At 36.1% G+C, this 24,054-nt stretch carries 28 protein-coding genes; 18 read left to right on the top strand and 10 right to left on the bottom strand.

Going from position 1 to position 24,054, the window contains the following annotated elements:
• Nucleotides 1–12 precede the first annotated feature (12 nt).
• Nucleotides 13–753 (top strand): oxygen-insensitive NADPH nitroreductase, encoded by a 741-nt coding sequence (gene nfsA / locus AC4PG8_RS03595; protein WP_492170032.1) that lies wholly within the window; start codon nt 13–15, stop codon nt 751–753.
• Between the two features lie 51 nt (nt 754–804).
• On the opposite strand, the gene AC4PG8_RS03590 is transcribed toward nfsA, so the two are convergent.
• The 5 genes from AC4PG8_RS03590 to AC4PG8_RS03570 all read right to left on the bottom strand — a co-directional run bounded on the left by AC4PG8_RS03590 (nt 805) and on the right by AC4PG8_RS03570 (nt 5,138).
• Nucleotides 805–966 carry a lmo0937 family membrane protein gene (locus AC4PG8_RS03590; RefSeq protein WP_003761398.1) on the bottom strand — a complete coding sequence of 54 codons (162 nt, stop codon included), beginning with the start codon at nt 964–966 and terminating at the stop codon, nt 805–807.
• Between the two features lie 85 nt (nt 967–1,051).
• Entirely contained in the window at nt 1,052–1,510 is a 459-nt protein-coding gene (locus tag AC4PG8_RS03585) for a low molecular weight protein-tyrosine-phosphatase (RefSeq protein WP_003766197.1), read from the bottom strand.
• 12 nt (nt 1,511–1,522) lie between these two features.
• Complete coding sequence (locus AC4PG8_RS03580) at nt 1,523–2,269, bottom strand: SMI1/KNR4 family protein (RefSeq protein WP_492170031.1); 747 nt, start codon at nt 2,267–2,269, stop codon at nt 1,523–1,525.
• Between the two features lie 90 nt (nt 2,270–2,359).
• Nucleotides 2,360–3,322 (bottom strand): hypothetical protein, encoded by a 963-nt coding sequence (locus tag AC4PG8_RS03575; protein ID WP_492170030.1) that lies wholly within the window; start codon nt 3,320–3,322, stop codon nt 2,360–2,362.
• Between the two features lie 10 nt (nt 3,323–3,332).
• The gene (locus tag AC4PG8_RS03570; protein ID WP_160464016.1) at nt 3,333–5,138 is read right to left on the bottom strand and encodes an HSP90 family protein; all 1,806 of its coding nucleotides are present in this window, start codon (nt 5,136–5,138) and stop codon (nt 3,333–3,335) included.
• 201 nt (nt 5,139–5,339) lie between these two features.
• Between AC4PG8_RS03570 and fri the strand changes: the two genes are divergently transcribed.
• From fri to AC4PG8_RS03550, 4 genes are all read left to right on the top strand, one after another.
• On the top strand, nt 5,340–5,810 hold the full coding sequence (gene fri / locus AC4PG8_RS03565) for a non-heme iron-binding ferritin Fri (RefSeq protein WP_003761404.1): 471 nt from the start codon (nt 5,340–5,342) through the stop codon (nt 5,808–5,810).
• A gap of 234 nt (nt 5,811–6,044) precedes the next feature.
• Entirely contained in the window at nt 6,045–6,347 is a 303-nt protein-coding gene (locus AC4PG8_RS03560; RefSeq protein ID WP_003761406.1) for a HesB/YadR/YfhF family protein, read from the top strand.
• A 114-nt stretch (nt 6,348–6,461) separates the two neighbouring features.
• On the top strand, nt 6,462–7,592 hold the full coding sequence (locus AC4PG8_RS03555) for an MBL fold metallo-hydrolase (protein WP_492170029.1): 1,131 nt from the start codon (nt 6,462–6,464) through the stop codon (nt 7,590–7,592).
• 9 nt (nt 7,593–7,601) lie between these two features.
• On the top strand, nt 7,602–7,829 hold the full coding sequence (locus AC4PG8_RS03550) for a DUF3006 domain-containing protein (protein ID WP_003761410.1): 228 nt from the start codon (nt 7,602–7,604) through the stop codon (nt 7,827–7,829).
• 198 nt (nt 7,830–8,027) lie between these two features.
• Here the strand turns inward: AC4PG8_RS03550 and AC4PG8_RS03545 are convergent, their stop codons facing one another.
• Nucleotides 8,028–9,245: a CynX/NimT family MFS transporter gene (locus tag AC4PG8_RS03545; RefSeq protein ID WP_003771190.1), complete on the bottom strand. Its 1,218-nt coding sequence runs from the start codon at nt 9,243–9,245 to the stop codon at nt 8,028–8,030.
• The gene (locus AC4PG8_RS03540) at nt 9,242–9,931 is read right to left on the bottom strand and encodes a FadR/GntR family transcriptional regulator (protein ID WP_492170028.1); all 690 of its coding nucleotides are present in this window, start codon (nt 9,929–9,931) and stop codon (nt 9,242–9,244) included. Before AC4PG8_RS03540 ends, AC4PG8_RS03545 begins: the two co-directional genes overlap by 4 nt.
• A gap of 121 nt (nt 9,932–10,052) precedes the next feature.
• On the opposite strand from AC4PG8_RS03540, the gene AC4PG8_RS03535 reads away from it, so the two are divergent.
• Nucleotides 10,053–11,099: an AI-2E family transporter gene (locus AC4PG8_RS03535; RefSeq protein ID WP_003761417.1), complete on the top strand. Its 1,047-nt coding sequence runs from the start codon at nt 10,053–10,055 to the stop codon at nt 11,097–11,099.
• A gap of 9 nt (nt 11,100–11,108) precedes the next feature.
• On the opposite strand, the gene AC4PG8_RS03530 is transcribed toward AC4PG8_RS03535, so the two are convergent.
• Nucleotides 11,109–12,011 carry an alpha/beta hydrolase gene (locus tag AC4PG8_RS03530; protein WP_185510380.1) on the bottom strand — a complete coding sequence of 301 codons (903 nt, stop codon included), beginning with the start codon at nt 12,009–12,011 and terminating at the stop codon, nt 11,109–11,111.
• A gap of 19 nt (nt 12,012–12,030) precedes the next feature.
• Nucleotides 12,031–12,852, bottom strand: coding sequence for an alpha/beta hydrolase (locus tag AC4PG8_RS03525; protein ID WP_185482518.1), 822 nt, complete (start codon nt 12,850–12,852; stop codon nt 12,031–12,033).
• A 157-nt stretch (nt 12,853–13,009) separates the two neighbouring features.
• Here AC4PG8_RS03525 and AC4PG8_RS03520 point away from each other — a divergent pair, with 157 nt between their 5' ends.
• The 12 genes from AC4PG8_RS03520 to htpX all read left to right on the top strand — a co-directional run bounded on the left by AC4PG8_RS03520 (nt 13,010) and on the right by htpX (nt 22,972).
• Complete coding sequence (locus AC4PG8_RS03520; protein ID WP_185322057.1) at nt 13,010–13,468, top strand: DUF4064 domain-containing protein; 459 nt, start codon at nt 13,010–13,012, stop codon at nt 13,466–13,468.
• Between the two features lie 94 nt (nt 13,469–13,562).
• Entirely contained in the window at nt 13,563–13,787 is a 225-nt protein-coding gene (locus AC4PG8_RS03515) for a hypothetical protein (RefSeq protein ID WP_003761424.1), read from the top strand.
• Between the two features lie 218 nt (nt 13,788–14,005).
• Complete coding sequence (locus AC4PG8_RS03510) at nt 14,006–14,320, top strand: lmo0954 family membrane protein (RefSeq protein ID WP_492170027.1); 315 nt, start codon at nt 14,006–14,008, stop codon at nt 14,318–14,320.
• A 15-nt stretch (nt 14,321–14,335) separates the two neighbouring features.
• The gene (locus tag AC4PG8_RS03505) at nt 14,336–15,172 is read left to right on the top strand and encodes a PspA/IM30 family protein (RefSeq protein ID WP_185520473.1); all 837 of its coding nucleotides are present in this window, start codon (nt 14,336–14,338) and stop codon (nt 15,170–15,172) included.
• Nucleotides 15,173–15,351: 179 nt separating this feature from the next.
• Nucleotides 15,352–16,485, top strand: coding sequence for an N-acetylglucosamine-6-phosphate deacetylase (gene nagA, locus AC4PG8_RS03500; RefSeq protein ID WP_003761429.1), 1,134 nt, complete (start codon nt 15,352–15,354; stop codon nt 16,483–16,485).
• Nucleotides 16,486–16,500: 15 nt separating this feature from the next.
• Nucleotides 16,501–17,205 (top strand): glucosamine-6-phosphate deaminase, encoded by a 705-nt coding sequence (gene nagB, locus AC4PG8_RS03495; protein WP_003761431.1) that lies wholly within the window; start codon nt 16,501–16,503, stop codon nt 17,203–17,205.
• Between the two features lie 15 nt (nt 17,206–17,220).
• Nucleotides 17,221–17,943, top strand: coding sequence for a GntR family transcriptional regulator (locus AC4PG8_RS03490; RefSeq protein ID WP_003771201.1), 723 nt, complete (start codon nt 17,221–17,223; stop codon nt 17,941–17,943).
• Nucleotides 17,944–18,077: 134 nt separating this feature from the next.
• On the top strand, nt 18,078–19,133 hold the full coding sequence (locus AC4PG8_RS03485) for a glycosyltransferase family 4 protein (RefSeq protein WP_003761435.1): 1,056 nt from the start codon (nt 18,078–18,080) through the stop codon (nt 19,131–19,133).
• Nucleotides 19,134–19,246: 113 nt separating this feature from the next.
• On the top strand, nt 19,247–20,155 hold the full coding sequence (locus AC4PG8_RS03480) for a peptidase U32 family protein (protein ID WP_492170026.1): 909 nt from the start codon (nt 19,247–19,249) through the stop codon (nt 20,153–20,155).
• Nucleotides 20,156–20,168: 13 nt separating this feature from the next.
• Complete coding sequence (locus AC4PG8_RS03475) at nt 20,169–21,395, top strand: peptidase U32 family protein (RefSeq protein WP_003771203.1); 1,227 nt, start codon at nt 20,169–20,171, stop codon at nt 21,393–21,395.
• 82 nt (nt 21,396–21,477) lie between these two features.
• The gene (locus tag AC4PG8_RS03470) at nt 21,478–22,035 is read left to right on the top strand and encodes a LemA family protein (protein ID WP_003766234.1); all 558 of its coding nucleotides are present in this window, start codon (nt 21,478–21,480) and stop codon (nt 22,033–22,035) included.
• A gap of 22 nt (nt 22,036–22,057) precedes the next feature.
• Complete coding sequence (gene htpX / locus AC4PG8_RS03465) at nt 22,058–22,972, top strand: zinc metalloprotease HtpX (protein WP_003761442.1); 915 nt, start codon at nt 22,058–22,060, stop codon at nt 22,970–22,972.
• Nucleotides 22,973–23,015: 43 nt separating this feature from the next.
• Here the strand turns inward: htpX and yjbH are convergent, their stop codons facing one another.
• Nucleotides 23,016–23,834, bottom strand: a complete 819-nt coding sequence (gene yjbH, locus AC4PG8_RS03460) for a protease adaptor protein YjbH (RefSeq protein WP_010990696.1) — start codon at nt 23,832–23,834, stop codon at nt 23,016–23,018.
• Between the last annotated feature and the right edge of the window lie 220 nt (nt 23,835–24,054).

The following is a 24,054-nucleotide window of genomic DNA, read 5'->3' as shown; positions in this document are numbered from 1 at the left end:
GGAGGAGTTAGGATGAATCAGGCGATAGATGCCATTTTAGGTCATTATTCAGTACGGAACTTTGAAGATAAAGCTTTAACAGAAGAAGAATTAGCTTTACTTATTAAAAGTGCGCAGGCCGCATCTACATCTAGTTTTGTTCAAGCATACTCTATTATCGGAATAACAGATAAAAAAATTAGGGAACAAATTTCTGCCATTGCGGGAAATCAACCATATACTGTACAGACAGGGCAATTATTTGTTTTTGTTGCTGATTTAGCTAGACACCAAGCCATCTTAGAAGAACATCAAGTAGACACAGCCGCACTAGAAACTTCAGAAAAATGGCTTGTTTCTATCATTGATGCCGCACTTGCCGCGCAAAATATGGCTGTTGCAGCAGAATCGTTAGGATTTGGTATTTGCTTTATCGGTGGGATTCGTAACGACGTAGGGCAAATTGCCGAAATTCTTGATTTGCCACCATATACGATGCCGTTATTTGGTTTAACAATAGGTCACCCAATTAAAGGCAAAGAAAAAGCCAAACCTAGGTTACCGCAAGACTTGGTTTATCACGAAAATACTTATCAAAAAATGAATCCAGCAATTTTAGCAGAATACGATGAACAAATAAAAACTTACTACGATGAACGAACAGCAGGAAAACGAGTAGAAGGCTGGTCCGAGCAAATTGCACGCGGGCTTGGAAGAAAGAGCCGGTTAGACTTAAAAGATTTTTTACAAAAGCAACATTTAAATCAAAAATAAAAAGAGTGGTTTGGCGCATTATCGTAATGCGCCAAACCACTCTTTTTTCAGTTATTTACGTTTATTCCTAGCCATTTGAATTAAGTTCCAAATAACGAGTATTAACACTACTACTAGCAAGATATTAATTAATCCGCCCGCTACATGGAAAATAATTCCAAGTAACCAAACTGCTAATAAAACAACTATAATTCCCCAAATAATTCCTAACATATAAAAAACCTCTTTCTAATCTTTTGATTGTACTCTTATATATTCCCGAGTGACAAGCCTCTAAACATGTTAGGGATAAAAAAGGCTATTTTTTTGTGATAAAAGCTAAAAGGGCTTTGACTCCTTCCGTTACCATTCGCTCTGTTTCATCAAAATCACCTGTGTAATAAGGATCAGGAATTTCTTCCTCTTCCTTGCCTGAAACAAAGGACATCAGTGAACGAATAGTTACGTCTTTGTTTTTATTAAGAGCATTTAAATCAGCTATATTATTTTGATCCATCCCAATAATATAATCAGCTTGTTCAAAATCGGCATCCGTTACTTTCCGAGCACGCATTGCTTCATAATTAATACCGTGCTTTTTCAAAACTTCTCTTGTACCACGGTGCGGTGGTTTTCCTAAGTTCCATGTTCCCGTTGCCGCAGAATCAATTTCTATTTCATCCGTTAACCCAGCATTAGCAACTTCTTTTCGAAAAAGTCCTTCTGCCATTGGAGAACGGCAAATATTCCCTAAACATACAAATACTACTTTTACCAATTGAATTCCTCCTTATTCCCACTCTTTATATAATTCAGTAGTAGCACTTTGATCTATTCCATCACTGTCCTTAAGCATCGCGAAAATCTTTTCCACAAGTTCAGGAACAAGTTTTCTCCGGAAATAGAGCAATTGATTTTCAAAGGATTGATAGACGACTATATTATAGGGGATTTCGTTCTTTTGAAGTAAACGAATGAGTGTTTCTAAATACCATTTTTTATCTGGATAATCCTCTAATAACTCTAGTAATTGCTTGGTTTTTTTGACATTACTTGAAGCAAGAATTTGGTCTAGTTTTTTTACTGGAAATTGTTCCGCGAAATCTACTGGGAAGGGGCTGAAATATAGTGCCTCCAAAAACTCAGCCATGTTTTCTGATACAACTAAGGTCTGTAGCGTTTCAAAATCAACATATATAATGCTAGGCAGAGACTTATCATCTGGATAGGAAAAACCGATATAGCGCGATTCATCTCGGTGAAAATAAACTTGTTTTCCTGCAAGATCGACATCATTTTGTTCCGGAATGTCCGTTAATAATTCATTTAAACTAGCTAAATAATAAATTTCCGCGACATCAAGACCGTAAGACGTTGGCTCGTTCGTTGGAAAATGGTTTTTTCGAATCAATCCACCATTTTGCTTCAAAAGCAGCTCTTTATATTCAGCTGGTAAGAATAAACCTAGTTCCGTTTCTTTTGCAGAAATCTCTTGCTCAGTTGCAGCGTTATTCCCGTTCCTAACCCAAATCGTCATCATCTTCAACTCCTTCCTGTATTATCCTAAAAAATACCAAATAGCGCAAATAAAAGAACATAACTAGAAAAACTAGCTATGTTCCAAATGTTACTTCAAACGCTCTTGATAATAACTATTTTCATTTCGTGCATCAAATTTTGCGGTTAAAGTTTCGGCTATTTCCACCAAGTCTGCTTCTGTTTCACGATCCAAAAGAGGATAAGCAGCTTGTAAAAATAATAATCGATCTAGTCCGCTTTCTGATTTAAGGACGATTTCTTTATTCGCATCAATGACTTCTCTAGCCTTTTCAGTTTGGTTTGTAAGCACTAGATACTTAAGCAAATGGCTAAGTGGTGGAATTAATGAACTTTCTTTCTCCACAAGAGGGTAGCCTTTATCAAAACATTCTTGCGCCATTTTTTCATCACCAAGTTCCAAATACGCTAAAGCCATATTTCCATAAGTTAAATGAGGGACTTCTGCGCAGCTCTGTTTCCCTTTAATAATTGGAGCAGCAGCTTTCTTCGCTTTTTCAAAATCTTTGATAAAACAGTAATAATGAACTTTATCATTTGTTTCGCAAGCAGGGCAGTCATTTAAATAATCTGCTTTGGTGTTATTCCATTTTTCAAAGAGTTCTTCTGCCTTGTCTTTTTCGCCCATTCGAATGGCAGCAAGGGTACAAACTTTATAGTAAGGGCGTAAGGAATAATTTTGCTGTTCGAATTTTACTTTCATATCATTCAAAAGCCCGTCTATTTGCGCTTTGGATACTTCATCAAAAGTTGGGACATGTTCGCTAATCCATTTATATTTCCAAAGTAGATCGTAAGCGTCAATATATGCCGCATCATCTTCCCATTTTTTTACTAACCAACTAAAGGCTTGTAATTGTTTTTTTGGAAATCCGGCAGTTAAGCAAGTATCAATCAGCATATCGCGTGCCTCAATACCATTTTCTACATCGTTATACATATCTGCACTTGCAATGGCGCGTTCAAGAATTTTCACTTTTTCAGCATTGTCGTCCATACCCCAAGCTTCTTCAATATCGTTCAAATAATCCATTTTTTTCCTCCTATAGCATTTCTAAGATTCGTAACATATTTTGATTCATTAATTCCATTTCTTTCCGTTTGAGCGGGTAATGTCCTAGCAGTAAAGCCTGAATATAAAGAACATTAACAATCACCGATAACTCATTAATAGATTTACCAGACGTGAAAAGTTTTTTTATAAGCTCATTATCTAAATTTAAATACAAATGGGCAAGTGGAGCAGGGGCTTGTTCTTGCTGAATACTCTCTAAAATATCACTGAAAACAGAACTTGTTTCTTCTAAAGAGCGTTCCAGTTCTCTGCTTGCCTGTGTAGCGGCAGAATGTATAAAAATAATAGGGAGCGTTTTAGGTTCAAAATGCTTAATTGTTATATCGGCATCAAATTCCGCCATCATTTTATTCATTTCAGCTAGGATTGGTTGATAAGTTACTTCTTCTTCAGCAGACATCGGTAACAATTTATTGGTGATTTCCTCTGGTTGAATTAAAATAAACTCAGCTTCATCCACTAAATGATTTAGCATCGTTAAAATCGGTGTATCGTAGGAGTAACCGCCATTAATCAATGTCATACCACTAGAGCGAGCAATATCAGTTATCTGTCTAAAATCGTCCACCGAAAAAGTATAGTAGATTGTCGTCGTTTCTTTCATTATATCTGCTAATTTTTCTTCACCATTCAAAGTTTTAAACGGCAGATAAGAATAAATTAATTTTAAAAATGGCGCATCTTCACTAGCCAATGCTTTAAAACCAAGATAATGCGTCGATAATAATTTTGTTAGTGCGCTCTCAGGTAACGTTTCAATTCCTTTTTTTAGCGCCACACCTAGCTCCTTAGATACGATTTCAAGGCGCTCATTTTTATAAAAAGATTCCCGTGAAGCGACTGGCTGAAGCTCATCTGTCCAAAGTATACATTCAGCAAAAAAAGCCCAGTTAGGAAGAACGTTATTCGCTTCGCTCGTCACATACATATTGTTTAAAAATACCGTTTGTTTGCGCACCGCATTCATTTGCACCGTATAAGGAATCATAAAAGCAATTCCAAAAGTACGTCCAGATTCATTTTCAATTAAGAAATAATCTTGAAAGCGCGTGCCGAGTAAATGTTCCCCGTAGCGAAGAATTTGCTCCCTCGGAAGACTGAACAGTATTTCTTTATCAGCAAACTGCTTGGTCCACGAGTTAATCTCTTGTTCATAACCATCTGCTTCTATTAAAATGGCGCTTTCTAAAGAAGAACCGTATTTTTTTAATGTATTAATCAAGTATTCCGTTTCCTCGCATTCAGGGTGTTCATCCATATGAGGACGCAACCGTAAATAAACTTGAGTACCAGGTTCGCGTTTTTCGGTTTTAATTTTACGGACAGAATAAGTACCATCAGCTTTTCCATGCCATTCAGTCGTTTCTCCGTTTTTTTGTGAGGTAGAAATCATTACAATCTCATCGCTAACAATAAAACAAGAAAGTAAACCGATCCCAAAGCGACCAATAAAATCATTGGTATCTTGACCATCAAAGTTTTTTTCACCTTTAGATGAATTAGCAATAGTTGCAAGGAAGGCATGGACTTCATCTTCCGTTAAACCAATCCCATTATCCTCTAAAATTAAAGTTTTGTTGTTTTTTTCACCAGATAATGAAACATGGATTTTTCCATTTAAAGTAGGCTCTATTTTCTTCCTAGCTCTAATTGCATCTGTAGCATTCTGTAATAATTCTCGAATATAAACATCTTTTTCGTCATAAAGATGATTAGAGAGAATGTCAATCATACCAGCCAAGTTCACCTGAAAGCGGTGAGAATAATTTTCCATTGTCTATCCTCCTAGTTGTGTAAATCTCATTTTTATTCTATCATAAAAGAAGAGATAAATAATGAGAAAACATTAATAGATGTTTAAAAAATCATATCAGTGGTAAATACTTTGTGATGGTTTCCACACTGGACATTGTAGTGGAAATAGATTATACTTATTATTAAGTGATAATCATTATAAAATAGGAGGAAGATAATTATGAAAACAATCAACTCAGTAGACACAAAGGAATTTTTGAATCATCAAGTAGCGAATTTAAACGTATTCACAGTAAAAATTCATCAAATTCATTGGTATATGAGAGGCCACAACTTCTTCACTTTACATGAAAAAATGGATGATTTATATAGCGAATTCGGCGAACAAATGGATGAAGTAGCAGAACGTTTACTTGCCATTGGTGGAAGCCCATTCTCCACTTTAAAAGAGTTTTTAGAAAATGCGAGTGTGGAAGAAGCTCCTTATACAAAACCTAAAACTATGGATCAATTAATGGAAGACCTAGTTGGTACATTAGAATTACTTAGAGACGAATATAAACAAGGCATTGAGCTAACTGACAAAGAAGGCGACGATGTAACAAACGATATGCTAATTGCTTTTAAAGCTAGCATTGACAAACATATCTGGATGTTCAAAGCATTCCTTGGAAAAGCTCCATTAGAATAAGATGTAATCAAAACTGTGTGGGATTTATTTCTCACACAGTTTTTTTATCTCAAATCTGTTATAGTACAATATCCTTATTTTAAGGTTGTTTTAATACATAGTGGTTTGAATTTTATTAGAAAGAGGTATACTAACTGCATAACAAAAAGCAGAAAAAGTGAAATTCGATGTAAAATCTGCTATTCTTGAGTAATAATCAATACGTACAAAAAATGGAAACGAGGAGTGAAAAGTATGAATATCGAGGTAACGGACCAAGCAAATAAATGGTTTCATGATGAATTTGATGTAGCTGATGGTAATGGAATTCGACTTTTTGCCAAATATGGTGGTTCTAATAGTTCCTTGCATCCTGGTTTCTCTATCGGTTTAGCTGCCGAAAAACCGCAAGAAGCAGCAGTCGCTGAAAAGAAAGAAGACTTAACTTTCTTTATTGAAGATCATGATTATTGGTATTTCAAAGACCACGACTGGAAAATTGACTATGAACCAAAAACGGAAGAAGTATCCTTTTCCTTTAAAGAAAAAGTGAAATGAATACAACATAAATTGCCGCGTGTAAATCGATTTTGATTTCATGCGGTTTTTGTTTTAAAAGCTTTACTGTTCTCTATTCCTTTGCTATTCTACTAAGAGAGCAGGAGGAGAACGATGACAAAGAAATTAGTAATTTGTATTAGTTTAATCGCGATATTTTTAAGCGGTTGTAGTTTTTCAGAACCATCTACTAAACCATCTAACATCACAGAAAAAACCTTAAATGGTGCAAGCTTTACTTTTTTTGATGTTGGTCAAGGGGATAGTACACTTATTCAAGCAGAAGACGGTACGACTATTTTGATTGATACTGGTCGACAAGATGATGACCGGATTTTAACTTATTTAAAAGAAGCAAATATAAAAAAGCTAGATTTGCTATTACTGACACATCCACATGCCGACCATATTGGTAATGCCGACAAAGTCATTGCTACATATAAACCGAAAGAAATTTGGATGGATGGCTTAACTTTTTCAAGCAGTATTTATGAGAAAGTAATTGATGCAGCACTGGCCTCAAATGCGAAATATAAAGAACCAAGACGCGGTGATAAAGCGACTTTTGGTCCATTTGATATAGAAGTCCTAAGCCCAGATAAACTTCAAAACGATGCCAATAATGACTCCATTGCAGTCAAAATGACATACAAAGATATTTCTGCCATTTTCACAGGTGATGCGGAAAAAGGGCGGGAACGAGAAATGGCAGATAGTGGCGCCAATTTAGAAGCAGATATTTTAGATTTAGGACACCACGGTTCATCCACTTCCAATCAACCTTTTTTCTTAGATAAAGTGAAACCTCAAGTGGCGGTCTACTCCGCTGAAATGGCCAACAGTTATGGACATCCACATGTAGAAGTATTGGAATGGTTAAAAGAACGAGATATTAAAACTTACGGGACAGATGTGAATGGAACAGTTATAATCGAAACTGACGGCGAAAAAATTCATGTCCAAACCGAAAAAGAAGGCACCCCTAAGCCCGGTAGCAGCTATAACAAAGAAAATAATACACAAAAAACAGAAGATGCCACATCAGAAGAATTGCCTGAAAGTATTAATCTGAATTCAGCATCTAGTGAAGAATTACAACTATTACCACTTATTGGCCCAGCGCTGGCAGAAAAAATCATTGCCGAGCGCCCGTATCAGTCCATAGATGAATTGAAAAAAATTAACGGCATTGGTGATGGAATTGTGCGCCAAATTAAAGAACAAGGCCTTGCCGTAACAAAGTAGGTGAAAAGGGTGAAAAAAGCAATATTAGATCGTATAGAGGATGGAAAAGCCGTTTTTCTAATCGAACCTAACCATACAGAATGGTTAGTAAATCAAGAAGAACTTGATTCCTCTATAAAAGAAGGGGATGTCGTCACTATTTCAGAAACAAATGAAATAATGAAACACCCCCAAGAAACTGATGAAATGAAAAAACGTATTGCGGAAAAGCTAGAAAGACTAAGAGGAAAAAACTGAGAAAAACTTTTTTAAACTCTCATGAAATTTTCATCTTTCTTTCAGCACATTCTTTTTTAGGAAAGTTATTATATGTATAAGCTAACAACAAGCAAAACATTTTCATTTCTTTCCCTTTTTAGAATGAAAATCCCAAACTCCCTTTTAGCTAGTGCGGTTTACTCCCTTTTTCCGCACTAGTTTTTTCATGCGCAAAAATCACTTTTTCTGTGGAAAGAGAAATTTATTGCGTCCAGCATCTAGGCCGCAATATAGCATAATTAGGGTAATGCCAATCAGAACATATAACGTTGGTTGCCAACTGCCAAGAGCATCATGGAGTGTACCAAATAATATTGGACCGGAAGCAGCAAACAAATAACCTATTGATTGCGCCATTCCAGATAAATCCGCCGATTCGGTAGCGCTTGTTGTTCGCAAATTAAAGAACATCATCGAAAGACTAAATGACATCCCCGAACCAATCCCATATAAAATAATCGCAGTAGCTAAAATAAATAGATTACCAGAAGCGAACATAATCCCAAAAATCCCAATCATGAATAATAAAACAGAAATCCCAACGAGCAATTGCTGATTTTTCATTCGTCCAGCTATAATAGGAATAATAAATGTAATCGGCATAACAGCAAACTGCATTAGTGAGAGCATAAGACCGCTAGAAGTACTTGATAATCCTTGATCTGCTAAAATATTCGGTAACCAAGCAATCGAAATATAAAAAATCGCGGACTGTGAACCCATATATAATGAAATTTTCCAAGCAAGAGGGGACTTCCACACCGAAGTAGTAACTAAATGTGTGGCAATTTTTTCTGAGCTGCGTTGGTTATATCTTAACTGTGGTAGCCAGATAACTAACGCTAAAACACCCAGCATTGCCCAAAAAACCATACTTCCATGCCAGCTGAATTTATTATTCATAGCTATCGGAACCGTCAAACCAGCAGCAAGTGCCGCACATAAATTCATTGAAATCGAATATACTCCAGTCATTAATCCTAATTTAAAAGGAAACTCCTTCTTAATCAAACTAGGTAAAATCACATTTCCCACTGCAATAGCAAGTCCAATCATAAATGTTCCAGCAAATAAATAGAATTCTCCTCCAAAAGGTCGAAGTAAACTACCAATAACAAGAGTTAAAAGTGCGATAAAAATAAGTACTTCTATCCCTAGTGAACGACTTAATTTCGAAACAAAAGGGGATAAACCAGCAAAAGCAAGTAGTGGTATCGTCGTTAGTAATCCTGCCATCGTGTTTGTTAAATGTAAATCTGATTGAATCATTCCAAGTAAAGGTCCAACTGACGTAATTGGTGCACGCAAGTTTGCTGCAATTAAAATAATGCCGACAATAAGCATCACCCGACTTGAACGCGTCAGGATTTTTTTATTTGTTAAATCTGAATTCATTTGTTATCTCCATTCTTAGCAGCAATTTGTTTGAAGAGCGTGATATACTCAGTTACTTCATGTGCTGCTCCTTCTTTATCTCGTTTTTCGATCGCTGATACAAGAGTTGCATGGCCATTATGCTTATTAACAGCAGGATTCATTTCTGTTGTACTCGTAATCGAAAACTGTATTTCCTCTAAAATATTTACATACATATCTAATAATAAATCATTGTGCGCTGCCTTTACAATTGTTAGATGAAGAGCTGAGTCAGCTTTTACAAAGGCAGTTACATCATTATCTTTATTAGCTAAATAGCAAAGTTGCTTATATTTTTTTAGCATTTTTAAATCTTCATCTGTGCGCCGTTCACAAGCTAAAATAACTGCTTCTCGGTCTAGCGCATGCCTCATTTCTAGAATTTCTTGCACAGAGGATTCTCGCACTCGTTTTTGCATAATAGCATGAAGTTCACTATTATTGCGTACAAAAGTTCCGTCTCCTTGCTTTGTTTCAAGTAAACCAATATGGACCAACGCACGAATTGCTTCACGTAACGTATTTCGACTGATGCCAAACTGAGTCATTAAATCAGCTTCTTTAGGAATTCGTTCGCCGATTTTCCAAGCGCCACTAGTAATTTCAGCTTTTATCTGATCATAGACTTGCTCAGCTAAAGATTTCCGCTCAATTTTTTCTACCACAAAAAAACGCCCCTTTCTAAAGGTAGGATGATTGGTTCTATTCTACAGAAGAAAAATTTTTTTGTAAACCCTATTTAACTAATTTATGATAAAATGAAGAAAGAAAAGGGCTGGTGAGGAAATGAATTGGTTGGAGAAGCTAAAAGAAAATGACACGGCAAGACGGGTGCTAGTGTTTGTTCTTCTAGGGATTGTATTATATTTACTTAGAAGCATGATAGATTTAATATTATTAACATTTATCTTTGCATTTTTAGTTACGCGATTAGAAAATGTAATTTTAAAAAGAATACGAATACCACGAAAATTAATCGTTATCGTTTTATATTGTTTAGTAGCAATGTTTTTATATGTTGCAATTGTTCATTTCTTACCAATTTTAATTGACCAAATATCGCAACTTGTAGACTCTCTTGTAAAAATTTATAATAACCCAAGTGATAATAAAATTGTGCAGTGGATTGTCGGATTTTTGAAGGAATCGAATATTCAAAAATACCTCCAAACTGGTGTTGACTTTATTATTGCTTCACTTTCTGGAATCGGTTCGGTTGGATTATCGTTTTTCTTAGCTTTAATCCTTAGTTTGTTTTTCTCTTTAGAAAAAGAACGGGTAACTTCTTTTACAGGGCAATTTTTAACAAGTAAAGTAGGCTTTATTTTTAAAGAAGCAGCGTTTTTTGGGAAAAAATTTGTTGCGACTTTCGGGGTGGTGTTAGAGGCACAATTGATGATTGCGCTTGTTAATACAATCATTACAACGATAGCACTATATTTAATGAATTTTCCCCAACTTCTTAGTCTATCCATAATGGTGTTTGTATTAGGGTTAATTCCCGTTGCTGGTGTAATTATCTCGTGTGTTCCACTCGTTCTTATTGCTTACTCTGTTGGTGGTTTTCAAGATGTCGTTTATATTTTAATTACGGTAGTTATCGTTCATGCGATTGAAACATATATTTTAAATCCAAAACTAATGTCTTCCAAAACGAATTTACCTGTATTTTATACCTTTATCATTTTAATTTTTTCAGAAACTTTCTTTGGCGTATGGGGCTTAATTGTTGGTATCCCAGTATTTGTATTCTTACTGGATATTCTAGACGTACGAAATTCTGAAGATATTCAAAAAAGAACTATATTTGGACGTAAGAAAAAAGTAGATTAAGCTTAATGCTTAATCTACTTTTTCAGTTCCCCATAAAAAATTAGCTACTTTGGCATCTACATCTGTATTTTCATGTAGTTTACTGTGAGCTGCTTTTTTTCCAGTAAAGATTTTTTCTTCGTAACTTTTGGCTTGTCCTTCAAAAATAAATTTACCAGAGAGCGCGCTTGCGACCGATACACTACCATCGCTTTTGGTTCCATCTAGCATATCACCGGCGATATTTAATACTTGTACATTAGTAGGGATTTTTTGTTTGTTTTTCATAAATTCACTATAACGCTCAGAGGACTGTTTTGGTCCTTCATCCGTTAAATCATAGGCAGTTACACCATTATCACCAACGACTAGCCCATTAAGCGGGGCGCCAATTAAAACTAGATTTTCAAGAACTGGATAGGCTTTATCACTACCAACTTTCTCAATATAACTCGTTAGGCTAACTCCACCCATTGAATGCCCAACCGCATCTACTTTTTCAATATGATAGTTATTTTTTAACTCTTTCATCACATTTTGTATCCACTGAGCTTGATTAACCATCGAACTTTTATTATCCTCAAAAATGACTTGGATAGTTGGATTATGACTAAATTTATCGTAACTTCCTTTTGTGCTCACACTTCCATCAGCAGCAACAGTCATAACAAGTGATTCTGTTACGATACCATCATCAGCAAGGCGATTAATCATGCCTTTAAATGAATTAGCTGTCCCTGAATAGCCATGAACAAAAAGCGTTGGTACAGCAATTTCTGAAACTGGATTTTTAGCTTTTTTGGAAGATTTTTGTGCAGTAGCGTTAGTAGGTTCTTTAGCAGCTTTTTTAGTAGGTTCAAACTGAAGGAAAATTATCCCAAAGCCTGTAATTATAATGGCTAAGATGATAATCGTGAGTATAACTTTTTTCATTCGAAACATCCTTTAACTTTTATTTCTGCCCCCATAAAAATTGACCGACATACTTATCAACGACAGTGGATTCATGCATGCTACTATGGGTTGCTTTGGGACCTTTAATAACGTGAGTAATGACTTTCTGATGTGCAAATAACTTTTGACCATATAAGACGCTATTTAATTTGACTTCGCCATCACTGTTTGAGCCGTCTTCTAAGTCGCCACCGATAATCATAATTTCCGTATTATTAGGTAATACTTTGGCCATTTTTTGAGCAAACTTAGCATGAACGTTATTGGCATTTTTAATGTCCACTTGCTGATCTCCATTTACATATTCTTCTGGGTAAAAAGGTACTGCGAGAAAAACAATTTTATTTACTTGTGGATAAGATTTGTTTTTTTCATAAGATGCTAAATAGGAAACCCAAGCACCGCCACCCATTGAGTGACCAATTGCATTGAATTTTTTGATGTCATAATTTTTTTGTAAATAGGACATTACTTTTTTTGTCCACATCGATTGCTGAGGAAGGGTTGCTCGGTTATCTTCAAAAACAATATTAATTAACGGATTTTTTTCATTTTTACTATAAGTACCAGTAGTAGAAATGCTTCCGTCTGGACTTACATTTACTGTTAATGACTCTGTGCCCCAATTATATTTTTGGTCGAAGCGTCGTATCATTCCATGAAGTGAGCGATCAGTTCCTCGGTAACCATGTATAAATATAGTTGGAATAGCATCATTAGCTGCTTTTGGATATGTCGTGTTAATCGTAAGTAAAATAAAAATTGCTCCAACTAAACACCCTAAAGGTAAGACAATCGAGAAGAACACGCGCTTTAGCATTATTTTACGCCCCTTTAAATTTCGTTATGAACAAATTATACATTTTTTTAAAGCAAAACGCACGACTAGTCTTCTTTTTCTAATATTTAAATAGTTTATTCTCACTAAGACATATAGTATACTGGAAAAATAAGCGAAGAAACGGAGGCATATTTTCATGATTAAACGAACTGGTGAGATAGTTCTCGCTATTATTGGACTTATTTTTAGTGTACTTATGCAAGCAGCTATTGCTGTTATTGGTCTATTACTTGTAAATGGCTCAAAAGGAAAAGAAGGCTTAACAACTTATTACAATAACTACTACCAAACTGTTACCGAATGGGAAATTCCTAAAGATGAGATACCGGACCCGGATCGTATCTTTGATTTTGTACATACATTATCTTGGACTGCACTTTCTGGCGGGATAATCACTTTAATTGTTGGAGCAGCAGGCATTTACTATATTATGAAAAATAAAAAACCAATACTTGCTGGATTTTTATTCTTAGCAGCCGGTATTGTGTCACTTTTATCCACTGCACTTATTGGTTTCATTCCCGCTTTACTTTTCGTTATTGCGGCAATGCTATGTTTTATTCGTAAACCAAAAAGCACTTTTTCTGGATTCTAATGTCGAAACGAGTTTGCATCACGCAAACTCGTTTTTGTTTTATCTCGCTTTTTTTAGGGAATAAAATAGTGGATTTCAAGAGGAGGTTGATAGTGTGAAAAATAAAGTAGGAATTATTGCTGGAGCTGTTGCGGGTGTAGTAGCTTGTGCTGCAATTTATGTGGTGAAAAAGCAACAGCCACCCACGCCTTTTGATGAAGTAAATGATATTAGAACACGCTATGCGGACAAAGAAATCTCAGAAACAGAGCTAGAGGAAAACAATATGATTTCTGAAGGCGGAGTTTCATCTCTTCAATATGAAGAAAAAATAAAATAGCCAAAAAGCAGTTTGTATCTTGTGTTACACGAGAAGCAAGCTGTTTTTTGTTCGTTAAACATTTCTTAATATGTTATCCTGTAGTTAGATAATAGGACTCAAGTTGTAGGTGAATTTCCTTCTACAGTGGGTTCTTATACTTGATACATAGCGTTATGATAGGTACAGTAATAAAAGAAAAATATTTCAGCTACACTTGGAAATAAGGAGGTAGACAGATGAGAGCGATTTTGATTGGCGTATTAATAGTTTTACTCTTAGCAATGATACTTATCGTCTTATGGCCAGCAATTATGGCAACTATTGGCGCAGTGCTCGGCTTTTGGTCACTTAAGAAACTACTCGAAGCAAGGTCTGTAGGTGAAAAAATCGTTTATAGTGTATTAATCGGCGTAGGTGCCTTAATCATTCTAGCTAACTTAAAAGGAATCCTGGTTGTTGCAATCATTGGAGCAATCATTTACTTCCTAACTAGAAATAAAAATAAACCTAGAAAAAATGATGATGTATTCGACTACCCATACAATAAATAATTGGAGGAGAAAAAAATGGCAAACCTTTTTGAAAAAATGAAACAATGGAATAAAGAAGTAAGTGAAAAAATCGAAAAACGTGAAGAAAAACGTCGTAATTCGGTAAGTTACTATATGGATAAAACAAAACAAGAAATGAAAGACGCAGAACGCATGGTAGAAAAACAACGCGAACTGAAATCTCTTTTCTATAAAGAATACAAAGAAATGGAAGTTTATGTAGAGAAACGCCGTCATCAAGCTGAAATTGCAAAAGAAGCTGGTGAAACTAAATTAGCTGACTTTGCATTAGAAGAAGTAGCTCAATATGAAGAACAATTAAAAGCAACTAAATCTCATTATGACCAAGCTTCTGAACAACTTGAAAAATTAGAACTACGCATGCACGAAATGCGCTTAAAATGGAAAAACCTTAAAACACAACATCTAGCTGAAATGGCTGAAAAAAATGCAACAGAAACTTCCGAAAAAATGGACAAAGTTATCCATGATATGAGCTGGGGTAGCGTAAGTGATTATCATGAAGCTCAAAAACAACGCGACTTAGCTGAAGAAGCTGAAAAGAAAGCTGATATGAGCAAAGAACTTTCCCAATCTTTTGATGATCTAATGGATGAACTAGAAAAGAAAACCAAGAAAAGCAAAGAGATTATTAAAGACAAAGCCCAAAATTTCACAACAATGGTAGATGAAATTATTGAACGCGAAAAACAAAATTTCAAGAAACCAGAAAAAGCTTCTATGGAAGATCAGTTAAATGAACTTGAAAAAGAGGCTGCTAAAGAACAACCAGAAGAAGAAAAAGAAGTGCTTATTCCAGAATTAGAGAAAAAAGAAGAAGAAGACAAATAAAACAAAAAAACGCGGAACTTATGTTCCGCGTTTTTTTGTGCTATAAAGCTTTCTGCAAGCGAAGTAGTTTTTTGGTTACTTTACTTTTTTTCGGGTAAATAGGAAAAGATAAGTTGCATTTTAATGGATACATGCTATAATAATTGGTATAGACCGATTTAACGAGGAGGCAATACGTAATGACTAATAAAGTAATTACTAACGCTACAATTTATACTGGTAAAGGTGTTCTAGAAAATGCTTTTGTACGATTTGATAAACAAATTTTAGAAGTTGGCTCAATGACTGACTTTCAAGCGGAAAAAGCAGAAGAAGTAATCGATGCAAAAGGACAAAAGTTAGTTCCTGGTTTCATTGATGTCCATTCTCATGGTGGTTATAGTTTTGACGCAATGGATGCAGATCCTGAAGCACTTAAAAAACAAGTGAATGGTATGTTAAACGAAGGTATCACTACTTACTTCCCAACAACAATGACTCAATCACATGAAAATATTGAAAAAGCTTTAAAAGTTATTAATGAAGTCGCTCAAACTGAACCTGTAATTGGCGGGATTCATCTTGAAGGTCCATTTGTATCTAAAGTCTTCAAAGGAGCGCAACCAGAAGAATACATTCAAGCGCCTGACTTGGAACTTTTCAAGAAGTGGTTTGATATTTCTGGTGGCTTAATTAAATTAGTTACCTACGCGCCAGAACACGATACTTCAGCTGATTTTGAAAACTTGTGTTTTGAACTTGGAGTTGTTCCAAGTATTGGTCACTCCAACGATGTGCGCGAACACTTAAAAACAAGTAAAGCGACACATGCGACACATTTATATAATGCCTGTCACCGTATGACTCACCGTGAACCAGGTGTTCCAGGTCATGTTTTACTCGAAAAAGGTATTAATGCAGAATTAATTGTTGATGGTATTCACGTTCACCCTGATATGGTGAAATTAGCATACCAAATGAAAGGCCCAGAACATTTATGCATTATCACTGACTCGATGCGAGCAAAAGGTATGCCAGAAGGAAAATCCGAACTTGGCGGCCAAACAGTTATCGTGAAAGATAAACAAGCTCGTTTAGAAGATGGAACTTTAGCTGGGAGTGTACTCACTTACGACGACGGTTTCCGCAATATGATTAAATTTACTGGATGCACGGTGGAAGAAGCAGTTCTAATGTCTTCTGGTAACCAAGCACGCGAATTTAATTTAACACAAAAAGGTGCAATCCAAGCTGGTAAGGATGCAGATTTCAACTTACTAGATGAAGATTTAAACATTACAGCAACATATTCATTCGGAAAAAAACATTCTTGAGAGGAAGATATTATTATGCAACTTATCACAACAGAAAATAAATTAGCAGGTTCTAAAAAAGCACTAGAAATTATTGAAAAAGGCATTACATCAGGTGAAGTAAATACACTTGGTCTAGCAACAGGAAGCACTCCAGAAACACTTTACGCTGAGCTTGTAAAAAGTGACGTTGACACAAAAAATGTAACAACAACTAACCTAGATGAATATGTAGGTCTTGCAGCAGACGACCCAAACAGTTATCATTACTATATGAATGACTTATTATTCTCTAAAAAAGCATTTAAAGAAAGTTTCTTACCAAACGGGGAAGCGACTGACGCAGAAGCAGAATGCGCACGTTATGAAGGGATTTTATCTGAGCACCCAATCGATATTCAAGTGCTTGGAATTGGAACAAACGGCCACATCGGTTTTAATGAACCAGGAACTTCTTTTGATTCATTAACACATAAAGTTGTTTTAACAGATTCTACTCGTGAAGCTAACAAACGCTTTTTTGAAAGAGAAGAAGACGTTCCAACACATGCTTATTCTATGGGAATTAAATCAATCATGAATGCGAAGAAAATTATCCTACTTGCTTTTGGTGAAAACAAAGCACAAGCAATCAAAGAAACTATTAAAGGACCTGTAGATGTGAATTGTCCTGCTTCTGTTCTTCAAAATCATCCAGATGTTACTGTGATTCTTGACAACGAGGCGGCGTCACTTCTATAAGAAGAGGGCGGGGAAATGATCGATAAACAATCAGGAATACCGATTTACATTCAGATTCAAAGTGAAATTAAAAAGAAAATGGAAGATGGTGTCTGGAAAGTTGGCACTTCTATTCCAGCTGAACGTCAACTTGCTGAAATGTTTCACGTTAGCCGAATGACAGTAAGACAAGCCATTCAAGGACTAGTCGATGATAATATTTTGCAAAGACGTGTTGGCGCTGGGACTTTTATTGCGGAAAAGAAATTAACCGAACGACTAGAAGCTGTTACAAGTTTTACGAATTTGATGTTGCAAGAAGGGAAAGTTCCTTCAACGCGTATCGTATCGTATGGCATTCGTCCGGCAAGTACGCAAGAACAAGAAGCGTTACAACTACCAGAAAACAGCAATGTAATGAAAATTGAACGGATTCGTTACGGCGACCGTGTACCAATTCTTTATGAAGTTGCCGCCATTCCAGAAAAAATTGCTTCACTGCTTACAAAGGAAGACATTATGGATTCCCTTTATAAAGCTATTGAATTAAAACTTGGTCAAAAAATCGGAGAAGCAGAACAAACGATGGAAGCTTCTTTAGTATCAGAAAAAATTGCGCCATATCTTGATGTGAAACTCGGATCACCGGTTATGAAACTTCGGCAGATTACAACTTTAGAAGATGGTCGACCATTTGAATTTACACGTTCTCAATATGTAGGTAGTAGATTTCAATTTGTAGCTAGGATTAAACAATAGATAGAAAGCTTGAAGCATGCTCCGTGCGCTTCAAGCTTTTTTTATTGAAAATGTTCGGATAATGATTTTCGTTGTCTTTTTGATAATAAAAAAGTATAATGAGATGAGTAAAAAATTTGCGGGGAGGACTAACCATGAGCTGGATGATAATTTTTATATGTTTTGGTGCGTCCGTGTTACTTACACCGCTAATTCGAAAGATAGCTCTTTATTTTGATATTACTGATAAACCCGATCAGCGACGCATTAATGTGAAGCCGATTCCTAGTTTAGGTGGCTTAGCGATTTTTATTAGTTTTGCCATTGGTTTATTTTTACTTCCAATTGAAAACGAATTCTTATGGGCTTTATTGATTGCTGCATTTGTAATGGTCATAACTGGCCTGTTAGATGATATTATGGAATTTAAGGCAAGATATAAATTAATTGGTCAAATTACCGCTGCTTTTATCATAGTATTTTGGGGCGATATTAGTATTGATTTTATAAACTTACCTTTTGGTGGAGAAATTCATTTTGGCATTTTGAGTATTCCGCTCACGATTATTTGGATTGTAGCAATTACGAATGCGATTAATCTCATTGATGGGCTTGACGGACTGGCAGCGGGTGTTTCCACTATTGCTTTACTGACAATTTTAGGAATGGCATTTATTATGGGGGATGCGCTTGTTATTATGATTGCTAGCGTTTTAATTGCTGGGACTCTTGGCTTCTTACCATATAATTTCAATCCTGCTAAAATATTTATGGGTGATACAGGAGCGCTTTTCTTAGGTTTCATTATTGCGGTACTTTCTATTATGGGCTTCAAGAACGTCACTTTTATCTCTTTAATTGTACCGATTTTAATTTTAGGAGTACCAATTTCTGATACAGTTTTTGCTATTGTGCGCCGTATGGTTACGAAACAACCTATTGCTATGGCAGATAAATCGCACTTGCATCATTGTTTACTCCGGTTAGGTTTTACGCATCGACAAACAGTGATATTAATTTACGCGATTGCAGCATTATTTTCCTTATTTGCATTCATTTTCACGATGTCAACCTTGTGGGGTTCGATGATATTAATTGGAGTACTTTTAATTTTAATCGAAGTGCTAATTGAAACGCTTGGATTAGTAGGAAGCACTTATCGACCATTATTAAACTTATTTAAGATTACGAAAGAAGACAAAATAGATTAGAGATTAGCTACTTTAGTTAGTCTCTTTTTTTATGCCAAAATTCTTATTGAGTAACAAGTCTTCTTGTGATACATTTATCAAGTAACGTTTTTAGTAGAAATGAGGAGAAAAACATGGAAATCATAGCGACAGCAGATTCAATTAGTCAAGCTGAACAATTGCTTCGCGCGGGGGTAGACAGATTATATATAGGTAATAGCCAATTTGGTTTAAGATTACCTCATTCCTTTTCTGTCGAAGAATTACGTGAAATAGTTCATTTAGCGCATCAAGAAAAGAAAAAAGTAACCGTAGCTGTAAATTCGTTAATGCACAACGAACATATGGAAGAGCTACCAGCATTTTTAGACCAACTTGCTGAAATGGAAGTAGATGCAGTTGCATGCGGCGACCCAGGAGCGATTATGCTTCTTGGCGAAATGGCTCGACCGATACCTTTTATTTACGATGCCCAAACATTTGTCACTAGCGCAGAACAAATCTCATTTTGGGAAAAACAAGGAGCAGTCGGAGCGGTACTTGCAAGAGAACTTACTGAAGACGAAATAAAAGCAATTGCTAAAAGCCTTACTATTCCAGTAGAAGTACTGGTTTATGGCCCAACATGCATCCATCAATCAAAACGCAAACTAGTTACTAACTACCAACGAATTGTTGAAATGGAAGATGATACCTCGAAGGAACGTGGACTTTATTTACGCGAACCTAATGATGAAACGAGCCAATTACCAATCTATGAGGACGAATCTGGAACGCACATTTTTGCTTCAGAAGATGTTTCACTGGTACCATACTTAGCTGATTTATATGAAGCAGGCTTGAAAACTTGGAAACTGGACGGGGTTCTTGCAGATTCGGATAATTTTGTACAAATTGCCACTCTATTTGTCGAGGCAAAAGAAGCCGTTATTAATGGACAATTTGTTGCGGAATATTTTGTGAATAAATTAACGGAACTACAACCTAAAACAAGAAAACTAGATGCAGGATTTTATTTGAAAAATCCGGATGATGTGAAGTAGGGGGAATAGCATAATGAGTAAAGTATTAAAAAAACCAGAAGTGCTAGCTCCGGCTGGTAACTTAGAAAAATTAAAAATTGCCATTCGTTACGGAGCGGATGCTGTATATATTGGTGGTCAGGCGTTTGGGCTTCGGTCACGAGCAGGAAATTTTAGTTTTGATGAAATGAAAGAAGGTATCGCTTTTGCCCATGAGCGAAATGCAAAAGTGTATGTAGCTGCCAATATGGTTGCGCACGCAGGGGATACAGAAGGTGCTGGTGAATTTTTCCGGACACTCCGGGATATTGGCATTGATGCAGTCATCGTTTCTGATCCTGCACTAATTAGCATTTGTTTTCAGGATGCGCCAGGCTTACCAGTCCATTTATCAACACAAGCATCTGCAACCAATTATAAAACGCTAGAATTTTGGAAAAAACAAGGATTAGAACGCGTGGTGCTTGCCAGAGAAGTAAGTATGCAAGAAATCCAAGAAATCGGCGAAAAAACGGATGTCGAAATGGAAGCATTTATTCATGGTGCGATGTGTATTTCTTATTCCGGTCGTTGTACTCTATCCAATCATATGGCGAACCGTGATGCGAATCGAGGCGGTTGTGCGCAAAGTTGTCGCTGGAAATATGACTTATTTGAGATAGATAATGGCGTTTCTAAAAATTTAGTTGATACAGACGAAGAACCGTTTTCGATGAGTGCGGTAGATTTATCTATGATTAAATATATTCCAGATATGGTTGATGCTGGCGTAGATAGCTTAAAAATCGAAGGAAGAATGAAATCGATTCATTATGTCTCCACAGTAGCAAGTGTGTATCGTCGTGCGGTAGATGCATACTGCGCGGACCCTGAGAATTACGAATTTGATCCAGCCTGGGAAGAAGAATTATGGAAAGTTGCACAACGCGAGTTATCAACAGGCTTTTTCTATAAAGAGCCAACCGAGGACGAGCAATTATTCGGGAAAACTCGGAAAATACCTCAATATGCTTTCGCCGCTCAAGTACTTGAATACGACGCAGAAACTAAAATTGCTACCTTACAACAACGAAATAATTTTGGTGTCGGGGAAGAAATTGAATTTTATGGACCGGGAGATACTGGTTTTAAACAAGTTGTCGAAGTTCTTTGGAATGAAGACGGGGAAGAAATTGACCGTGCTCCAAATGCGATGATGACGATAAAAATGCCGGTAGATAGACCTGTTAAGCCATTTTACTTTATGCGAAAGAAAAAATAGAATCTCATGCTGCAGTAGGATTGTCGTGTACTCCCCAATTAAGGTATAATGGGATTAGTACATATGAAGGAGGAGATTAATTATGATAGGATGGATTATTGCTATCGCTGTTGTTGTAATTCTAGTATTGATTTATTTCGGTCTATACAACAGCCTTGTAAAATACCGTAACCGTGTTGACGAAACTTGGGCGCAAATTGACGTACAATTAAAACGTCGCTTTGACTTGATTCCTAATTTAGTTGAAACAGTTAAAGGGTATGCAACACATGAAAAAGAAACACTAACACAAGTAATTGAAGCTCGTAACAAAATGATGGAAGTTCCTGCTGACAACCGTCAAGGGCAAATCGAAGCAGATAATATGCTAAGTGGAGCACTTAAATCCATTTTTGCATTAGGTGAAGCTTATCCAGACTTAAAAGCAAATACTTCCTTCATCGAATTACAACATGAACTAACTACTACGGAAAACAAAGTGGCATATTCTCGCCAACTTTATAACACAACCGTAATGACTTATAACACAAAAGTACAATCAGTACCAACAAACATCGTAGCAAAACTGCATAACTTTAAAGAACGCGATATGCTTTCGATTCCAGAAGTAGAGCGTGTTGCACCAAAAGTAGAGTTTTAAGCCATGAAGGAGAGCGAAAATTATGCTATTTGAACAAATTGCAGCAAATAAGCGAAAAACTGTTTTTATCATTCTTGGCTTTTTTATTTTCGTTCTTATGGTTGGGGCTGCTATAGGTATAATTGTTTGGAATAACTATCTAAATGGACTCATACTTGCGGCGGCTATTGGTGCGGTTTATATTTTGATAATGGTTATGAGCAGTTCGTCGGTTGTCATGGCGATGAATCATGCGAAAGAAGTCACCTCAAAAGAGCAAGCACCAGTTTTATGGGATACTGTTGAAAGCATGGCGATGGTTGCTGGTATCCCAATGCCAAAAGTTTATATTGTAGAAGATCCAAGTCCGAATGCATTTGCAACCGGTATTTCTCCTGAAAAAGGCGCCGTAGCTGTCACTAGAGGATTGTTAAATAAATTAGAACGATATGAGTTAGAGGGCGTTATTGCTCATGAGATTTCTCATATTCGTAACTATGATATTCGCTTGTCGACTATTGCGATTGCCTTAGTTGCGGTTATTGCTATCCTAAGTGATTTAGCTATGCGTTTGATTTTCTGGGGTAGCTTAACAGGTGGAAGAAATAGCCGTAAAAGTGACAATAATAATGGTGGCGGGGCACAGATAATTATCTATGTAGTAGCACTAATTTTTGTTATTTTAGCTCCGATTATAGCTACGGCGATTCAGTTCGCTTTATCTAGAAATAGGGAGTACTTGGCTGATGCGAGTGCAGTGGAATTAACTCGGAATCCAGATGGGCTTATCCAAGCATTACAAAAAATTAGCGGTGATACGAAAAAAATGGAAGAAGTTAGCGCTTCTAGTGAGTCCATTTACTTTTCGTCGCCATTGAAGTCTAAAAAAGATAAACCAGGTCTTTTCGATTCCCATCCGCCGATTAGTTCGCGAATTGAGCGGTTGGAAAATATGTAATAAAAAAAAGTAGCAGCCGAGGATTAGGCTGCTACTTTTTTTATTATAAGCTACCGATATACTTCCAGTGAGGCTTACCATCTGGAGCATCGATTAATTCTACTTTTTGTTGAAGGCGCCATTTCTTCATTTGGCGGTCAATTTGTTGTTCAGAAACCCCGTAAAAGGCTGCCATGGAAGCAGAAGAAGTAACTTTTACTTTAGCTAAATATTCTTCCATTTGTGGGCGTTCTTCTGGTTCTGGGAAATCATTTAAAAGCTCGGATAAAACATGTACGTAGACTTCATAACGATGTAGGCCACTTAATTTTAACCCAGCGTCTTCTATATTTTTATTGAAGAAAACTACTGTCGGATTTTCGCGTATTTCCATTTCTTGTGCTACTTTTTGGTCGCCAATATAGGCACGCTTAGCAGCAGTAGATGCTAAATCTTTTTTGAATTCAGTAAGATCTAGACCGGTGGAAATAGCGATCTCATAAAGTACTTCTTCACTAGCGATGTCTTTATTCTCAAGAAAATAGGCTTCTTGAATCTTACGCAGGAATGTAATACCTTGTTTTTTTCCTTGGAGTTCGGCAGCTTTGACTGCAAGACAAGAAATATAGGAAAGGTGCGCCCCTATTTGTTGTTCTTTTAAGCTTAGGTTACTATTTCCAGCGCGTTTTTGTTTACATACAAATGTCTGCAAATTATTATGCAACACATAGCGCAATTTAAAATAGTTCCCGTACTCCATTTGTAACCGGAGCATGTTCGCTTCAATATTCCAACAGTCATCACAAGCAGGATCAAAAAATAGATAAATTTCGATGGGCTTGGAATTAGCTACTGACTGATAATATAAATTTTGGTTAATCATTTGCTATCACCTGATTTTCAAATTCTAAATACCTTCAAGCAGATATTCATTTCAATGTACCAGTGTGAAAAGAAATAATTCACTGCTAAGTAAAAGCTGATACAAAATTTGGTTTTGTAACTTACATATCTATTTTATCAGCGTAATGTAAATTTAACAAATAATTGTCATTGGCTTAATATATTTATTCGTTATTTTTTAAGAATTTGTGTCATTTCGC

Source organism: Listeria sp. MAN/IMW/UF555 (assembly GCF_058684075.1).
This window is presented reverse-complemented; position numbering and strand designations above follow the sequence as displayed.

Coding starts and splice junctions, on each gene's coding strand:
- nfsA (WP_492170032.1), top strand. CDS start 13: ATGAATCAGGCGATAGATGCCATTTTAGGTCATTATTCAGTACGGAAC.
- AC4PG8_RS03590 (WP_003761398.1), bottom strand. CDS start 966: ATGTTAGGAATTATTTGGGGAATTATAGTTGTTTTATTAGCAGTTTGG.
- AC4PG8_RS03580 (WP_492170031.1), bottom strand. CDS start 2,269: ATGACGATTTGGGTTAGGAACGGGAATAACGCTGCAACTGAGCAAGAG.
- AC4PG8_RS03575 (WP_492170030.1), bottom strand. CDS start 3,322: ATGGATTATTTGAACGATATTGAAGAAGCTTGGGGTATGGACGACAAT.
- AC4PG8_RS03570 (WP_160464016.1), bottom strand. CDS start 5,138: ATGGAAAATTATTCTCACCGCTTTCAGGTGAACTTGGCTGGTATGATT.
- fri (WP_003761404.1), top strand. CDS start 5,340: ATGAAAACAATCAACTCAGTAGACACAAAGGAATTTTTGAATCATCAA.
- AC4PG8_RS03560 (WP_003761406.1), top strand. CDS start 6,045: ATGAATATCGAGGTAACGGACCAAGCAAATAAATGGTTTCATGATGAA.
- AC4PG8_RS03555 (WP_492170029.1), top strand. CDS start 6,462: ATGACAAAGAAATTAGTAATTTGTATTAGTTTAATCGCGATATTTTTA.
- AC4PG8_RS03545 (WP_003771190.1), bottom strand. CDS start 9,245: ATGAATTCAGATTTAACAAATAAAAAAATCCTGACGCGTTCAAGTCGG.
- AC4PG8_RS03535 (WP_003761417.1), top strand. CDS start 10,053: ATGAATTGGTTGGAGAAGCTAAAAGAAAATGACACGGCAAGACGGGTG.
- AC4PG8_RS03530 (WP_185510380.1), bottom strand. CDS start 12,011: ATGAAAAAAGTTATACTCACGATTATCATCTTAGCCATTATAATTACA.
- AC4PG8_RS03525 (WP_185482518.1), bottom strand. CDS start 12,852: ATGCTAAAGCGCGTGTTCTTCTCGATTGTCTTACCTTTAGGGTGTTTA.
- AC4PG8_RS03520 (WP_185322057.1), top strand. CDS start 13,010: ATGATTAAACGAACTGGTGAGATAGTTCTCGCTATTATTGGACTTATT.
- AC4PG8_RS03510 (WP_492170027.1), top strand. CDS start 14,006: ATGAGAGCGATTTTGATTGGCGTATTAATAGTTTTACTCTTAGCAATG.
- AC4PG8_RS03505 (WP_185520473.1), top strand. CDS start 14,336: ATGGCAAACCTTTTTGAAAAAATGAAACAATGGAATAAAGAAGTAAGT.
- nagA (WP_003761429.1), top strand. CDS start 15,352: ATGACTAATAAAGTAATTACTAACGCTACAATTTATACTGGTAAAGGT.
- nagB (WP_003761431.1), top strand. CDS start 16,501: ATGCAACTTATCACAACAGAAAATAAATTAGCAGGTTCTAAAAAAGCA.
- AC4PG8_RS03490 (WP_003771201.1), top strand. CDS start 17,221: ATGATCGATAAACAATCAGGAATACCGATTTACATTCAGATTCAAAGT.
- AC4PG8_RS03485 (WP_003761435.1), top strand. CDS start 18,078: ATGAGCTGGATGATAATTTTTATATGTTTTGGTGCGTCCGTGTTACTT.
- AC4PG8_RS03480 (WP_492170026.1), top strand. CDS start 19,247: ATGGAAATCATAGCGACAGCAGATTCAATTAGTCAAGCTGAACAATTG.
- AC4PG8_RS03475 (WP_003771203.1), top strand. CDS start 20,169: ATGAGTAAAGTATTAAAAAAACCAGAAGTGCTAGCTCCGGCTGGTAAC.
- AC4PG8_RS03470 (WP_003766234.1), top strand. CDS start 21,478: ATGATAGGATGGATTATTGCTATCGCTGTTGTTGTAATTCTAGTATTG.
- htpX (WP_003761442.1), top strand. CDS start 22,058: ATGCTATTTGAACAAATTGCAGCAAATAAGCGAAAAACTGTTTTTATC.
- yjbH (WP_010990696.1), bottom strand. CDS start 23,834: ATGATTAACCAAAATTTATATTATCAGTCAGTAGCTAATTCCAAGCCC.